13 protein-coding genes and 1 pseudogene are annotated in these 13751 nt (G+C 68.8%); 3 read left to right on the top strand and 11 right to left on the bottom strand.

All coding sequences use genetic code 11. From position 1 onward, the window contains the following. Positions 1-167 precede the first annotated feature (167 nt). Entirely contained in the window at positions 168-1058 is an 891-nt protein-coding gene (locus ABD785_RS02415) for a diiron oxygenase (RefSeq protein ID WP_344821557.1), read from the top strand. Positions 1059-1069: 11 nt separating this feature from the next. Here ABD785_RS02415 and ABD785_RS02410 read toward each other — a convergent pair whose 3' ends face one another. The 3 genes from ABD785_RS02410 to ABD785_RS02400 all read right to left on the bottom strand — a co-directional run bounded on the left by ABD785_RS02410 (position 1070) and on the right by ABD785_RS02400 (position 3704). Beyond that, positions 1070-1519 (bottom strand): VOC family protein, encoded by a 450-nt coding sequence (locus ABD785_RS02410; protein WP_344821555.1) that lies wholly within the window; start codon positions 1517-1519, stop codon positions 1070-1072. A 429-nt stretch (positions 1520-1948) separates the two neighbouring features. Further along, positions 1949-2905: a tetratricopeptide repeat protein gene (locus tag ABD785_RS02405; RefSeq protein ID WP_344821553.1), complete on the bottom strand. Its 957-nt coding sequence runs from the start codon at positions 2903-2905 to the stop codon at positions 1949-1951. A 124-nt stretch (positions 2906-3029) separates the two neighbouring features. Beyond that, positions 3030-3704 carry a hypothetical protein gene (locus ABD785_RS02400; RefSeq protein WP_344821551.1) on the bottom strand — a complete coding sequence of 225 codons (675 nt, stop codon included), beginning with the start codon at positions 3702-3704 and terminating at the stop codon, positions 3030-3032. Between the two features lie 109 nt (positions 3705-3813). Between ABD785_RS02400 and ABD785_RS02395 the strand changes: the two genes are divergently transcribed. Next, entirely contained in the window at positions 3814-4173 is a 360-nt protein-coding gene (locus ABD785_RS02395; protein ID WP_344821549.1) for a DUF1801 domain-containing protein, read from the top strand. A gap of 106 nt (positions 4174-4279) precedes the next feature. Here ABD785_RS02395 and ABD785_RS02390 read toward each other — a convergent pair whose 3' ends face one another. The 7 genes and pseudogenes from ABD785_RS02390 to ABD785_RS02365 form a co-directional block, all read right to left on the bottom strand. Beyond that, positions 4280-5041: a tetratricopeptide repeat protein gene (locus tag ABD785_RS02390; protein WP_344821547.1), complete on the bottom strand. Its 762-nt coding sequence runs from the start codon at positions 5039-5041 to the stop codon at positions 4280-4282. A 426-nt stretch (positions 5042-5467) separates the two neighbouring features. After that, complete coding sequence (locus ABD785_RS02385; protein WP_344821545.1) at positions 5468-6955, bottom strand: RCC1 domain-containing protein; 1488 nt, start codon at positions 6953-6955, stop codon at positions 5468-5470. A 357-nt stretch (positions 6956-7312) separates the two neighbouring features. After that, positions 7313-8137, bottom strand: a complete 825-nt coding sequence (locus ABD785_RS02380; RefSeq protein WP_344821543.1) for an SCO6745 family protein — start codon at positions 8135-8137, stop codon at positions 7313-7315. A 146-nt stretch (positions 8138-8283) separates the two neighbouring features. Continuing rightward, a pseudogene (locus ABD785_RS41245) lies at positions 8284-8370 on the bottom strand (pentapeptide repeat-containing protein); the annotation flags it as partial. 448 nt (positions 8371-8818) lie between these two features. Beyond that, positions 8819-9562, bottom strand: coding sequence for a hypothetical protein (locus ABD785_RS02375; protein WP_344821541.1), 744 nt, complete (start codon positions 9560-9562; stop codon positions 8819-8821). 803 nt (positions 9563-10365) lie between these two features. Then, positions 10366-11211 carry a hypothetical protein gene (locus ABD785_RS02370; RefSeq protein WP_344821539.1) on the bottom strand — a complete coding sequence of 282 codons (846 nt, stop codon included), beginning with the start codon at positions 11209-11211 and terminating at the stop codon, positions 10366-10368. 37 nt (positions 11212-11248) lie between these two features. Then, the gene (locus ABD785_RS02365; RefSeq protein WP_344821537.1) at positions 11249-11458 is read right to left on the bottom strand and encodes a DUF397 domain-containing protein; all 210 of its coding nucleotides are present in this window, start codon (positions 11456-11458) and stop codon (positions 11249-11251) included. Positions 11459-12063: 605 nt separating this feature from the next. On the opposite strand from ABD785_RS02365, the gene ABD785_RS02360 reads away from it, so the two are divergent. After that, positions 12064-12819 carry a DUF6879 family protein gene (locus tag ABD785_RS02360; protein WP_344821535.1) on the top strand — a complete coding sequence of 252 codons (756 nt, stop codon included), beginning with the start codon at positions 12064-12066 and terminating at the stop codon, positions 12817-12819. On the opposite strand, the gene ABD785_RS02355 is transcribed toward ABD785_RS02360, so the two are convergent. Further along, positions 12816-13679 carry a helix-turn-helix domain-containing protein gene (locus ABD785_RS02355; protein WP_344821533.1) on the bottom strand — a complete coding sequence of 288 codons (864 nt, stop codon included), beginning with the start codon at positions 13677-13679 and terminating at the stop codon, positions 12816-12818. The genes ABD785_RS02360 and ABD785_RS02355 overlap by 4 nt on opposite strands. Between the last annotated feature and the right edge of the window lie 72 nt (positions 13680-13751).

Genomic DNA, 13751 nt, shown 5'->3' with positions numbered 1-13751 from the left:
TATCTGGACTTGAGGCATTGAGGATATTCCTCAATTCGTCTAGTTTGGGCACGAAGGACGACCCGAGTGGCGCTGTGCGCCGTCCAGAAGGGGGCCGTGATGACGGCTGGCACGATGGCGGGAAAGACCTGGACGATCGCCGGGGGGACATCGGGGGTGGGCGCCGCATGAACGCCCTCCCGAACACCCTGCGCGTCGAGAGGCTCAACAAGGCCTCACTGCGCAAGGTCATCGAACCCGAGGTGGACGTCGCCGGAGCGCTGGGGCCCGGCCAGCTGGTCCCGGACGAGCTGCTGTCGGTCGACGGCCTCGGTCTCGACCTCACCCCCGAGCAGCGGCACCGTCTCGCCCGCGAGGAACTCGCCTCGATCTTCCACGCCGGCATCGTCTTCGAGGCCACCCTGATGGCGGGGTTCGCCTTCCAGATGGCCACCGGCGCCGACGTCCGGGACCCCCGGTTCACCTACGCCCTGCACGAGATCGGCGAGGAGACCCGGCACTCGCGCCTGTTCATCCGGCTGCTCCACCAGCTCGAACCCCAGCAGCGCAATCCCATCCTCACCGGATGGCTCCACCGCCACCTGGGCAAACGGGTCCTGCCCGCGCTCCTGCGGCGTCCGGCGGCGCTGGACGCCTTCGTCCTCGCGGGCGAGGAGATCCCCGACCTCCTGCAGAAGCTGCTGGCCGAACATCCCGGCACCGACCCCTACATCGCCGAGGTCAACCGCTACCACCGCGCCGAGGAGGCCCGCCATCTGGCCTTCGCACGCACCACGATCAGCGAGCACTACGCCGCCACCACCTGGACCGACCGGCTCGCCGTGCGCTGGATCGTCCCGCTGTACCTGGTCGTCATGTTCGACCTGCTGATGGTCCAGCCCTACGTGTACGAGACCATCGGACTCCCGCCCTGGCGCACCTGGAACCGGGTCCGGCGCCTTCCCCGGCGCGTCGAGCTTCGCCGCCAGTGCGCCCGCTCCGTTCTCAAGGCCCTCACCGGAACAGGAATCTTCCCCGGGCGCGTCCCCTACCCCTGGCGGCGGATCTCCGGGACCTGACGACAGATCGATCAGCGGGGGAACGGGCTCAACGGTGACCTGTCGCCGACGGACCACCGGTGACCGAACGGGTCGGTGAAGCCGCCCTGACGGTGGACGCCCCAGGGCACGCCGTGATCCTCGATCGCCCTTCCGGCGGCGCCCGCGGCGACGGCCCGTTCGATGAAGCCGTCCGGGTCCTCACAGAAGACCTCGATGCGGCTGCTGGTGACCCCGGCCTGGCCGGGACTGGTCTCCGCGGGGTTGTCGGGATTGATCTCATGGACGAAGAAGGGGGCGCCGCCGACCTCAAGGCCGGCCACGCCCTTGAGGTTCCACAGCTCCGTCGCGCCGAGCGCGGACGTGTACCAGGCGACCGCGGCATCCGCGGACGGCACGATCAGCATCACCGAGATGACCGGCGACGAGGCCGACACGGTGTCGCCGGTAAAAGCGGGACGAGCTTCCGGTTCATCGGTCATGCCCCCAGCATGCCGGACGCCACTGTCAAAATCCCTCGCCGGTGGAACGGCCGGGGACGCAGCGGCCCGGGGGAGTGGCGAGGAGGTCCTCCGCGCAGGTACGCCGATCGGCCGATGCCGCTCATGGGGGAACTCCGGGGGAATGTCGTGCGACCGTCCGGGTAAGGCCATCCGGTCGGCGTTGCCGCCGTCCGGCGCCGCTCTCTTCGCAGCCGCCATGGGCAGCGCCGGACATCGAGCGTCGACGGTCCACCGGCCGAAGCCGGCGGATGGCCCGCAGACCATGGCCGCCGGATCCCCTTGCGGATCCGCATCTCGGAGACGGCGGCGCGACGGGCGACGGCTGGACAGGGTCCCCGCCCCTAGCGGATGCGGTCGTGACGGGAAGAGCCGTGGAGGGGTCGCTTCCGGGAACGACGTTGGCCGGGATCAGGGTCGTGGGCCGCGGGTCAGGGCGGTGATGGACTCGCGGATGTGGGCGAGGGCGGGATGGCCGGGGCCGTGCACGCTCTCCCACCGGGGCAGGAGTGCTCGCCAGAGGTCGAGGGCCCGGGGGAGGTCGCCGGAGACGGCCGTCCAGTGGGCCTGCTCGGCGAGGGTCTCCAGGACTTCGGGATGGGAGGGGCCCAGGAAGGAGATCTGGTCGGCGAGGAGGGGATCGAGCAACGCCAGGACGGCACGGGGATCTCCGGTCTCGGCCGTCCAGTAGATGAGGTGGGTGCGGGTGAGCAGGGTGTCGGGGTGGTCGTGGCCCAGCGTCCTGATCTGGTCGGCGTACAGGGCGTGCAGCAGTTCCAGGGCGGGGGCGGGGCCGTGGAGTTCGCCGGTCCAGCCCGCCAGGGACGATCTGGTGTCCAGGACGTCGGGGTGGTCGGGGCCCAGCTGCCGGGTCTGGTCGAGCAGCAGGCTGCCGAACAGGGCGAGGGCCAGGGCGAGGTCGCCGGTCTCGGCGGTCCACAGGGCGATGCCGCTCCGGCTGGTGAAGGTGTCGGGATGTCCGGGCCCCAGAACGCGGATCTGGTCGGGCAGCAGCGCGGCGAACGCGTCGCGGGCTCCTTCCCCCTCGCCCAGCTCGCCCGTCCAGTAGGCGATGTTGCCGCGGGTGGTCAGCGTCCACGGGCTGTCCGGCCCCAGCAGGCCGACCTGTTCGGGGAGCAGGGCGCGGAGAAGATCCCTGGCCCGGCCGGGCGCTCCGTCCTTCCCGACGGCATCGGCGATCTTCGCGACGGCGTTCAGCATCCCGGCCGGATGCGGGCTGCCGGTGTTCAGGACGGCCCCGCCCGCCAGGGCGCACTCCACCTCCGCAGGAGTGACGCCGAAGCGCTCACGGAGTTCGGCGAGCTCGGCCGCGCCGGGCCGGACACCACAGGCCGTCTGATCACGCATCGGGTCCTCGAGTGGCCAGAGGGGTCGAAAGGGACCCTGAGATCATAGGAGCGGGCAGCGAAGACGACGACCTGAATGCCTTGGGGGCCCGCGGCCAGGGTGAGGAGTTCGGTATGGCGATCCCTCACAAGTCCCGATGAGCTGAGGCCATGGGCGGCACGTGCGACCAGGACCGGAGTCCGAGCCGTTCCGGGGCGTCGTACCAGGCGTTGCGGTTGCCGGGTTCGTGGCGGTTTTCGGTGATGAGCTGGAAGGCGTGCGCGGCCTCGGCGGCGCTGGGCCGTTGGTCCTTCTTGATCCCGCGGGGAGTGTTGAGCAGCGTCGAGGTCTCGGCAGTGAGGATCTTGAAGCTGAGGTAGTGGGGGTGGGAGTCGCTGTTCCAGCCGAGGTGCGCGTCAGCGTAGATGGCGCGTCGCAGGGTTTTGAACGCCTGACGGACGGCACCGAGGATCTCTATCTGGGTCGGGTCCAGCCGACGTTCGGCGACCAGTTTGGCGAGCAGCGCCTCGATGGCTCCTTCGGTGGCGACGGTGCGTTCCAAGCACCTCCAAGCGGTGTCCTCGGCCATGGAAATCGCAGGTAGCCGGGTGCCGGCGTCCTTCATCGCGCTCCACAGCTTCCAGACCGCGACGAACTCTCCATATTGCTTCTGGAAGTCATGCGCTGCGGCGAGGTCCATCTCACGGGCCTTCTTGACCCGGTCCCAATGGTCGGTGATCCGGGTGGTGACCAGCCAGCCGCCGCCGAGGGTGGCGACCACGGTGAGAAGCGGTATCACGATCGATGCGACGAGCGGCACTCTCGACCTCCCGCCTGCATGTTCGCAGACCGATCACCATCGATTCAAGGTTCCTGCCGCGGACCTCGCAGGACGGGAAGTCATCGTCGGCTCGCGGTAATCTCGCCCCATGGTCCAAAGCGCCGCGCCGGACGTCGACGCCTACCTCGCGGAGCTGCCCGCGGACCGCCGGGACGTCCTCGCGCGGCTTCGTGAACTGTGCCGGGCCCGGCTCCCGGGATTCACTGAGGCGATGGCCTGGGGAATGCCCGCCTATTTCCGGGACGGGACCCCCGAGATAGCCCTGGCCAGCCAGAAGCAGTACATCTCCTTCTACCTGATGCGCCCCGACGTCCGACAGGCGTTCACCGAGCGCCTGGCCGACCAGGACATGGGCAAGTCGTGTCTCCGCTTCCGCACCCCGGCGGCAGTCGACTTCCCTCTCCTCGCCGACCTCCTCGACGCGACCTCCGCCCCCGCCCCTTCCTGACCCGTGATCCGATCTTCGGTTCACGCGTCCGGACGGCACGATCGCCGTCGGTCGGCCTGTCGGGCTGGACGGACGCCGCCGGTGGGCGGCCGAGCTCGGACAGGCGTCAGAACAGTCCGGGCATGTAGGGGACGCCGTTCTCGCGGAGGCCTGCGGCCATCGCTCTCACCCTGGCCGCGCCGCGCGGATGGCCTGCGTGGGCCGCCTTTTCGAAGTACTCCTCCGCTCGCACCATCTCGTTGCGGTGCTCACATCGAACGCCCAGGTTGAACAACGAGGCCGCGTCACCGGCGAGCTCACCCTGCTCCCACCACCGGTCGGCCTCCTCCCTGCGCCCGAGGGCGTAGAGAAGACTTCCCAGGCCCCCCATCGCCCGGCCGTCCCCGGCCTCGGCTCCCCGCTGGAACCACAGCTCGGACTCGCTCAGCTGGCCGAGCTCCCGCAGCGCGATCCCGAGATTGGCCATCGAGGACACATGCCCGGCCTCGGCCGCTCTCCGGAACTCCCCGGCCCCGAGCTTCACATCACCCCGCTGGACGAGCAGCAGACCGAGATTGTGCATCGCATCGAGATCTCCCTCCGCCACCGCCGCCCGGTACCAGGCCTCAGCCCCCTCGAGATCACCCTGGTCGGACAGCAGAATCCCCAGATTCCCCTTCGCCGACCTGCTGCCCGCTTCGGCGGCCCTCCGCCACCACCGCTCGGCCTCCGCCTCATCGGTCTCCACAGCCAAGAACCCCAGCCTCACCATGGCGCTGACATGCCCGGCCTCGGCGGCCAGCCGAAAACACTCCACCGCCTCCCGATCCTGCCCCGACTTCTCCAGCCGCTCACCCATCTCGAACCGCTCCTGAGCCTCACCGTTCACTGCGACCCCTCTCGTTGCCTCGATCAAGATCAGACGCCGAGATCCATCGCAGAGTTCGAACACCGACGAAACTCGAGCCCCTGTCCGTGCGCCTCGGCTGAGGGGAATCCGCCGACAACCCGCGGAGCCGGGGAAGCGCTCGGCTTCGGCGTCGATGGCATACCGCCAGGGCGTCGTGCGGGCTTCGCGCAAAGGCCAGCTGGGCAGTCGGCGGGCAGCTGGCAATCGCGCGCACGGCCGTCGGCGGTAGAGCGCGATCGACGCCCGGTGTGGTGAGGCTGCCCGATGATGCGGGGCGCGGCAGCGACTGCTGTGCGTCGATGCCGGCTGCGCCGCTGAGCGGCACGATGAGCGTCCTGCTCCCGATCGGTTCGAATCCGGCCACCGGCGGTGGGCACGCCCGTGGCGGGCGCGCCCGGGTGGCGGTCAGGCGACGGGGTCCGTCACGTAGATCAGGAGAGATGTTGAGGACGTGCCGGAGGGCAGTGCCGAGGTGCCGGTGATGCCGACCGCGGTGGACTCGCCGTGCGAGGGGGGCGCGTCCGGGGCCGCGGTCAGGAGGAGCGTCGCGGTGCCGCCCGCCCGGACGGTCTGCGGCGAGAACCGGGCGGTGACGCCCGGCGGCAGCCCCAGCCCGCCCTTGCCGGCGCCCGTGGACAGGGTGACCTTCTGACCGGGCCCGTTGACCCGCACGAGGATCTCGATCGAGCCGCCCGCGGGCAGCCGGACGTCATCGGGATCGAGGCTGACGGTGAACCCCGGCTTCGGCACCGAGCGCGCCACCAGCGTGTGCGACGCGGTGCTGAACCCCGGCCGGTCACCGAGCGCGATCTGCGTGACACCGGTGAGGCCCGGAACGGATACCGGCGTCAGGCGCGTCGTCGTCGTGCCGTCGCCGAGCTGACCGGCGTAGTTGAGGCCCCACGAGGCGACCGTCCCGTCGGAGCGCAGCGCCTCGCTCATCCAGAACCCGCCCGCGACCTGCTTGATCCCGGTGAGTCCCGCCACCTGGACGGGCTGGAGGCGATCGGTCGTGGTGCCGTCGCCGAGCTGGCCCGCGTAGTTGACGCCCCATGCCCAGACCGTCCCGTCCGTCCGGACGGCCAGCGTGTGGTTCTCACCCTGCGCGATCGACGCGACCTGGCCGATGCCCTGAACCTGCGCCGGGCTCGTGAAGACCGAGGTGAACGGCCACTGCTGACCCCAGCTCCAGGCGGTGCCGTCGGCACGCGTCGCGACCGTGGTGACGCTCTGCGCCGCGATGTGGGCGTACCCGGCCGAGCTCCCCGACCGGACGGGCACGGCCCGGTCGGTCGTCGTGCCGTCGCCGAGCTGGCCCTTGTCGTTGGCGCCCCAGGCCCAGACCGTTCCGTCGGACTTCAGGGCGACGCCGTGCTGGACCCCGCCCGCCACCTCGACGACCCCGGTCAGGCCCGCGACCTGGACGGGCGTTCCGCTGCCGGAGGCCGTGCCGTTGCCGAGTTCGCCCTCGGTGCCCTGACCCCAGGCCCACACCGTGCCGTCCACGCGGATGGCGAGCGAGAACCGCCCGCCCGCGGCGATCGACTTGACGCCCGTCAGCGGTACCTCGACGGGCACGGCCCGGTCGGTGGTCGTGCCGTCGCCGAGCTGGCCCTTGTCGTTGGCCCCCCAGGCCCAGAGCGTTCCGTCCGCGCCGAGCCCGAGGCTGTGCGTGCTCCCGGACGCCACCTTCACCAGCCCCAGCCCCGAGGACACGACGGCCACGGGGACGCTCCGCGCCGTCTGCGTGCCATCCCCGAGCTGCCCCTGCGCGTTCCATCCCCACGCCGCCGCGTGGGTCCATCCACCGGCGGCGACCGCCGGACCGCCCCCGGCCAACGTCGCCGCCAGCACGACGGCCCCACCGGCCATCGCCCCCCGTACCCGCTTCATGTGCTCTCCCCGTGATCTCCGCTGGCCGGATCGACCGCCTTCACTGATAAGGCGTTTCATCCGTTCCATCCCATTGATTCCGACGGCTGCTGATGCCGTGAAGTTCAAGGGACGCATCCGGCGGAGGAGGAAACGGACGAAGCCATAACCGTCCGTATCGGCGTCGCTATGGACTCGCGCCGTCTACCGCGGCAGTCACGGCAGAGCGTTCCGTGGGACGATCGAGCGGCCTCGATCGCGATGGTCACACCGGCCGGGCCGACACCCATGACATCCGGATGCTCAGGCCCTCATCGGCTCCGCTCACGTGTTCTGATCACGCTCTGGGCACTCACTTCCACCCGAGACGCGGCCTCGTCATGGGTGCCCTGTCAGCGCGGCGAGGATCGGCTCGAGCCCGGTGATCAGTTCGTCGAGCTCATCCGCGGTGAGCGCGTCGTAGGGAGGCGCCGCCCGTTCGTCGGTGAGGGTTTCGATCCGCTCTCTGGTGCGCCGGCCGACGTCGGTGAACTCACCGTCGCCGTCGACGAGGCCGCGGCGGCGCAGGCCGTCGATGACGCGGGCCAGCCGTGCCCCGGGCAGGTGGTGGGTCCGGCCGAACTCCTCCGCCTTCATCCCGAGGGTGAGGGCGAGCAGGACGTGCGCTTCGGTCCCGCCGATGCCGTGGGCGAGGAGGACGGCGTTGTGCCCGTCCCCGCGGTGCTCCCGCAGCAGCGTCGCCGCGTGCCAGAGCTTGGCGACGGGTTCTCGCGGCACGTCGAGGGCGCGGAGCCCGGCGTACAGTGGCCGTCCTTCGGCCGGTGCGCTGACGGCCGCCCGGGTGGCCAGGTCGGCGAGCCGCTCCAGGCCGGGGGAGTCGGCGAGCTCTCCGATCAGCTGCCGCAGGGCGGCGGCGCTGCCCTGCTCACGGACGGCGACCGCCTCCTGCGGTGTGATCTTCCCCCAGACCCAGGGGATGTGGCGCGCCACCTCACCGTCGGCGAAGTTGTAGAAGACCGCGTGGACCACCTCGGCCGGCGCCGTCCCGAGCGGCGCGGCCCGCCCGGCGAAGTATCCGTCCCAGTAGTCGCGCATGCCGACGGCGAGGAACGCCTCGTTCGGCACCTCGGAGAAGGTGACGGTCCCGATCGCCTCGACGATCTCGAACATCGTGTGGATCTTGGCCAACGAGTGCGGCGACATCGCGCATCCCCTCTGAACACGGCAGCCCCGGCGGCGGCCCTCCCATCCTCGCTACGAACGGCCGAGCGCGAATCCGACACCACCTCCCGCATTCCTTTTCCGCACCGTCCCATCGCCAAAGACCGAAGACCCGGAGAGAGGTTGGCGCCGCGGAGGTCGGCGTCGGTGAGGTTCGCTCGGCGGAGGTCGGCCCCTTGCAGATGCGCGCCGGTGAGGTCGCTGCGGTCCAGCAACGCTCCGGCCAGCAGGCGAGGTTGGCGTGGCGGAACCGTGCAGCCGGGCCCCGGAGGGAGATGCTCCGCGGGTCGGTTCGTGGCATGGAGACGGTCTGGGTGTCGGACGATCTCGGCCGTCGGCTCAGGACGCCCATGGCCGCCTGGACATCAGGGGCGCACACGCGCATCCAGGCGAGATGCTCGTCGACCTCTGGCGTCGGGTGCACCGGCCCGTCGGGTGTGCCGACGGGCCAGACCAGCCTGTTCCGGACGAACGAGCTGAGGAGATACTGGACCGAGCCGTCCGCCGCCCTCCCTGAGATCGAAGTCTTCATCTGTCGCGGGCCGGTCGTCGGTCGCCGTGCTGATCCGGGCGGACGTCGAAGTGCTCTGCGGCACGAAGTGCGGTTCACCGTTGGCGTCGGCGGAGCGCGGCCACCAACGGCGGGGCCGGAGCGAGTGACGCCTATTTGGTGATCGTGAGGCTCAGGTTGTCGGCGTAGCCGTCGTTGTAGGTGCCTTCCCGGCGGGTCATCCGCAAAGTGATGACGGCCTTGCGGGCCCGGGTGGGAACCTTGCCGGTCGCTGTGCGCTGCAGCAGGCAGGTGATGTTCTCGCGCTGCCCGGCGGTGACGGGCCCGATGGTCTTGCGCGTCAGGACGGCGCCCTTGGCGGTCCGCCATGTCACCGTCAGAGTCGCGTAGTCGGCCTGGGTGCCGAAGCCGCCGAGCCAGGCCGAGAGCCTGAACTTGGCCTTGCCGCTCCTGATCAGCTTCGTGTATCTGCTGAGGGAGACGGTCTGGCTCGCGCTGGAGGTGCCCCCGGTGATCCCTCCGGCGAAGAAGTTGCCTCCGCGCTTCGACGGCCCCGGTGAGTCCTTCGCGGGGAACCCGGCCGGAGCCCCGTAGGCGACCGCCGTGAAGTACGTCCCTTTGGCGGGCTTCCATCCGCTGACGGAGACCTTCCCGCCCGCGGGGTTGGGCTTGGGCTTCGTCTTCTCCGCCCCGGCGTTCCGCATCAGGTTGGCAGGCGCGGCACGGAGCCCGTCCGAGGCACTCGCCGACACCGGCAGAACAAGGCCACCGGCCATCGTCAGGACCGCGGCGAGGACCCCGGCCGTCCTCGCGGAGGAGACCCGGCGGTGCCCGAGCCTGTTGCTCGCCTCCCGCAGATCCGCGGCGACATGCTCGGAAACGGAGGGAACACCCATGACGGCCTCCTGGCCTCGACGCGACGGGGGAATGCGTCGTCCCCGAGTATAGGAAGCCATCCTGATCTCCGGGTGGAGATCAGATGTCCGAACAGCGCTCCAGGAGACCGCGTCACTGTGTAGCGGAATGACCATGAATGATCTCTGTCAGATGGGCTTCCTGCGCATCGGGCCGCGGGACACTTGCCGGCTTCGATAGCGTCCGCACTACCACTGAAGGTTTTTCATCCAAGGATGAAAAACCTTCAGTATTACAGCGGGTCCGTAGGGGAAGTTCCAGGAGTCCCCGAGGAGGTCCCGCTCGCAGCGTTGCAACACGCGGCCCTACAGGGAAAGGCCAAGCCACCATGCCAGTCTCTGGTGGTTCGGTGCCGACCGGCAGCGCCAGCACCTCGACGGATCCGCAGTGAGGCGACTCACCATCAGTCGATGGTCTCTATTCACTGCTCGTCTCCAGATCCGGGTAGATGGCGACACCGCGGTCATCTATGTGGTCGAGCCCGGTAACGTCGCGAACCTGCCACCCGGCATCTCCTTCTAGGAGGGACGTAGGTCGGGTTCCGCGCCAGGATGGACAAGGGCGTTGCGCTGAGCAGGCAGCCCGTAAGTCCGCGGACACCGCCTCCCCCCCCGCGCCTGGGAACTGGCCAACGCGGCGTGGAGACCGGACGGGCCAGTCCGGCGGCGTGACCGGACGCAGGAGCTAACGGCATCCCGGAACGCACTCATCTGCCGCCGAGCGCGCGCTGTCGCTCAGGTGGGCAGCACGGGGCCTGCCGATGAACGGACTGGAATCTAGGATTCTACGATCTTGTTTTGGCAGAGTGGTTGATTTGTTCCTGGTGTGCTCGGCGGTAGTCCCACCATCGGCGGGCGGCTTCCAATGAGGAGTTGGTCCAGGGGTCGCCGTCGAAGTGTTTGAGGCCCCAGGTCGATCGGGTGGCGCTTCCGTTGTGGACCATTGCGTCGAGGTCACCGGGGCCGAGGTTCTTCCAGGCGCGCATCTGTGAGCTGATGGCTTCGGCGTCTTTGGGGGAGTGTCCGCAAGTGATGAGGAAGTGGGTGATGCTGACGGCGTCGAGCCAGGAGGTTCCGCGGGTTGGGCGGGCCCAGTCGAGCAGGTAGACGCGGTTCGGGGTCATCAGCACATTGGCTGGTGTGAGGTCGGTGTGGACGAGGTTGTCGCCGCTGACCCGGCGCATGAGGTCGATGTCGCCCTGGCTGGAGTACAGCTGGTCGGCGTATTTGAGGGTGATGTCGGGGCAGGGCGTGGCGGTGAGGACGTCGATGGCTTCGAGTACTCGGGGGATGTCTGGTGAGCAGGGGGAGTAGTCGGCCCTGCGGCCTTCGATGAAGTCGAAGCCGGCGATGAGCCAGCTGTCGGTCTCGACGTGGAACCGGAGTTCGGGAGACAGGTGAGCGACGTGCGGGTTGATGGCGATCTCTCTGCGGAGCATCGCGACCTGGCCCGTTGAATCAAGGCGGATGCCCTTGATGAACAGTCGGCCCGCCTCGGTGTCGGCGGCGAGAGTGACCGCAGAGTTCCAGCCCGCCGAGATCGTCTGGGCTGCCGTCACGTTGCCCACGTGCTCGCGGGCTGCTTCGCGGACCCCCTGTGGCAGGTCGTTCCAGTGGGTCTTGTTCATCATGTCGGGAAGCCTGCCAGAGGGAGTTGCGGTCAGTGGGTCAGATGGCGTCGAGGAAGGCGGTCAGCTCGTTGTCGCTGAACCGCATGGGGCTCATGCCGGGCTGCTTGGAGTCACGGATCGCGATGCCGCCGGGGAGCCGGGTGAACTCCATGCAGCTCTCGGGGGAGTCGTCGCCGACGTTGCCGCCGCAGGGCTTGGTCCAGTCTGCTCCGGTGATGTCGATCGTGTACAGGTCGTTGTTCTGCATGGCTCCTCCTAGAGCCTCCCTGCGCGGTCGGTCCGCGCACTGGTCGTGCAGACCTCCGGGCGGACGGCGACCATCGGTAGTGGCGCACACATCCAGCGGTACCCTCCACCCGGAGGAGATGGGGACAAGGCCGACGATCTCGCGCACGCCTCTCCGCAAGGCGACGCTGGCCGAGTGGCCTTATGGCAGCAGGATGAGTGCGTGCACCGGAAAGGCCGGATATGAGATCAAGACCCGCCCGGGGTATCACCGATGAGCTTGACGATGGCCGAGATGGTGGAGATGCCAGGCCTCGACTAAGACGGCTTGGGACTCGTTGATGCCTCGGTAGGGACGCACCGCTTCGTCAGCTCGGGTGAGGTGCAGTCATGGGCGGACCCGGCGAAGTCGGGGGGAAGCCGATTCCCGTCGCCTGGCCGCTTTGGGGAAGCTCGACCGCGCTTGCTTCGCTGACGCTCATGTCCTTGACGGTAGGAGCGCGTCGCCTGATATGGCCATGGATTAGACAGAGTTAGACACCTCCGGATCGCTTGAACCGCTCGAGCCTCGGGAACGCTGGAAGGGATTCTCAGACCCGTACCCCCGAGCCATCCCGGAGGCTTGCTGTGGAAGAACTCGACTTCGTCGGCATGGACGACGGCTCTCCCTCGAACAAGTGCATCGCGGTGTTCGTCGACCCGGCCACCGGTGCGCCCTACTTCGTTGGCCGGACGGTCGTCGACCAGGAGGCCCTGGCCCGCCTCACGAAGCACACCTCGATCGCCGACGATGAGACCGCGGTATGGCTCCCGCCGGAGGAAGTCCCCGACATTCTTGAAGCACTGACGCGGACGTATGAGAAGGGAAGAGAGGGCTATGGCGAGCCGACCTTCGAAGCTCTGTTGGACAGCTCCGTCCGGTCCGTGGTCCACCTCGAGGCGCGGGACACCTACGATGCGACCGATCCGGCTTTCGTGAAGTGGAAGGAGGACGGGGACACCGGCTACGAGGCATGGGAAGGATGGAAGACGCTCGTCGGCGGAGCCGTCGGGCGCGGAGTCAGGTTCCGGCGGCTCCGGATCGTCTCTGAGCCGGTCAGCGACTACATCCGGTGGGAGCACGCGATCAGCTATGGCAACGTCGAGGCCGGCGAGGAGCTGCGATGGCTGCCGCGTCATCTGGCCTTCGATCTGCCGCACCCGGTGGCGGATTTCTTCATGTACGACCAGCGGCTGGTCGCCTACAACTTCACCGCCGGGGACGGCACCGACACCGGCCGCATGGAGTACGTCACCGACCCCCGCTCGATCCTGCCGGTGGTCGGGATGTTCGAGATGCTCTGGGAACGGGGGATCCCGCACGCCGACTACAAGCCGGCCTAGCGGTCCATCGCACGCTCGATCAAGGCGGCTGCGTTCTTGAAGGTGGCGAGGGACCACAGACGGTCCCACAGCTCGGTGTACATCCTCACCTCATCGGGGCGCGTCACCGACAGGTAGCCGCTGGCCAGCTCGACCGTGGCCATGTGGGAGTCGGTGATGTCGAACGCCTCCTCCGGATGGATGCCCCGTCGGAAGGTGTTCATGGGGATGATCCCGACGACGACGTTGGGCCGCCGCATCACCTCCAGCAGGTGCCGGAGCTGCTCGCGGTGGACCTGCGGTGGATACGGGCGGACCCAGAGAACCCACTCCTCCATGAGGAACAGCCATTTCGCGTCGGTGCGATTCAGCATCGTCTGACGGTCCATGCGTTCGGCTACGGCCGCCGCCAGGTCCTCGGCCGGGTTCTCGACGTCGACGCCCTGTTCGATCACCACACCTGCCATGGCAGCGCGGGTGTAGTCCTCTGTCTGGACCATGCCGGAGAACACCTTCGGCTGGTAGGAGCGGGCAAGTGTCAACTCTTCGTAGACCTGGCGGATCGACTTCTGGGCGCCCTTCAGACCACCCCGATTGAGCTGCTGATAGGTCACCCACATTCCGGCGACCTGAGCCTGCTCCGCCAGAAGGTCTGTGGTGAGCCCCCCGGACGCTCCGCAGATCCGGCACCAGAGCCGCACGTGCTCCACGGTGATCGTTCTCTTGCCGAGTTCGATCGCAGAGGCAAGAGACGAGTCAGCCCACCCGGCCTCCCTGGCGAACTGCACGCCAGTGATCCCCGCGGCTCTGCGCATCTCCCGCAACTGGGCTGCGAGGCGCTGCCGGGCGGCTTGAGCGGAGGAAGAAGGTGAGGCAGGCATCGGAAGAACATCATCTCAAGGAAGGTGGGAGTCTCATTCTTCCCCGGGAATGAACTGACCTCTGGAGTCGGG

Origin of the sequence: Actinocorallia longicatena (assembly GCF_039534125.1) — a bacterium.
In the GTDB taxonomy this organism is placed as follows: Bacteria; Actinomycetota; Actinomycetes; order Streptosporangiales; family Streptosporangiaceae; genus Actinocorallia; species Actinocorallia longicatena.
Note: the sequence above shows the minus strand (reverse complement) of the source record. Positions and strands in the feature narration are given on the sequence as shown.

Bases quoted from the DNA above. Each gene is read 5' to 3' on its own strand.
- ABD785_RS02355 (WP_344821533.1), bottom strand. From the start codon at position 13,679: ATGCCTGCCTCACCTTCTTCCTCCGCTCAAGCCGCCCGGCAGCGCCTC.
- ABD785_RS02395 (WP_344821549.1), top strand. From the start codon at position 3,814: ATGGTCCAAAGCGCCGCGCCGGACGTCGACGCCTACCTCGCGGAGCTG.
- ABD785_RS02375 (WP_344821541.1), bottom strand. From the start codon at position 9,562: ATGGGTGTTCCCTCCGTTTCCGAGCATGTCGCCGCGGATCTGCGGGAG.
- ABD785_RS02385 (WP_344821545.1), bottom strand. From the start codon at position 6,955: ATGAAGCGGGTACGGGGGGCGATGGCCGGTGGGGCCGTCGTGCTGGCG.
- ABD785_RS02365 (WP_344821537.1), bottom strand. From the start codon at position 11,458: ATGCAGAACAACGACCTGTACACGATCGACATCACCGGAGCAGACTGG.
- ABD785_RS02410 (WP_344821555.1), bottom strand. From the start codon at position 1,519: ATGACCGATGAACCGGAAGCTCGTCCCGCTTTTACCGGCGACACCGTG.
- ABD785_RS02415 (WP_344821557.1), top strand. From the start codon at position 168: ATGAACGCCCTCCCGAACACCCTGCGCGTCGAGAGGCTCAACAAGGCC.
- ABD785_RS02380 (WP_344821543.1), bottom strand. From the start codon at position 8,137: ATGTCGCCGCACTCGTTGGCCAAGATCCACACGATGTTCGAGATCGTC.
- ABD785_RS02405 (WP_344821553.1), bottom strand. From the start codon at position 2,905: ATGCGTGATCAGACGGCCTGTGGTGTCCGGCCCGGCGCGGCCGAGCTC.
- ABD785_RS02370 (WP_344821539.1), bottom strand. From the start codon at position 11,211: ATGATGAACAAGACCCACTGGAACGACCTGCCACAGGGGGTCCGCGAA.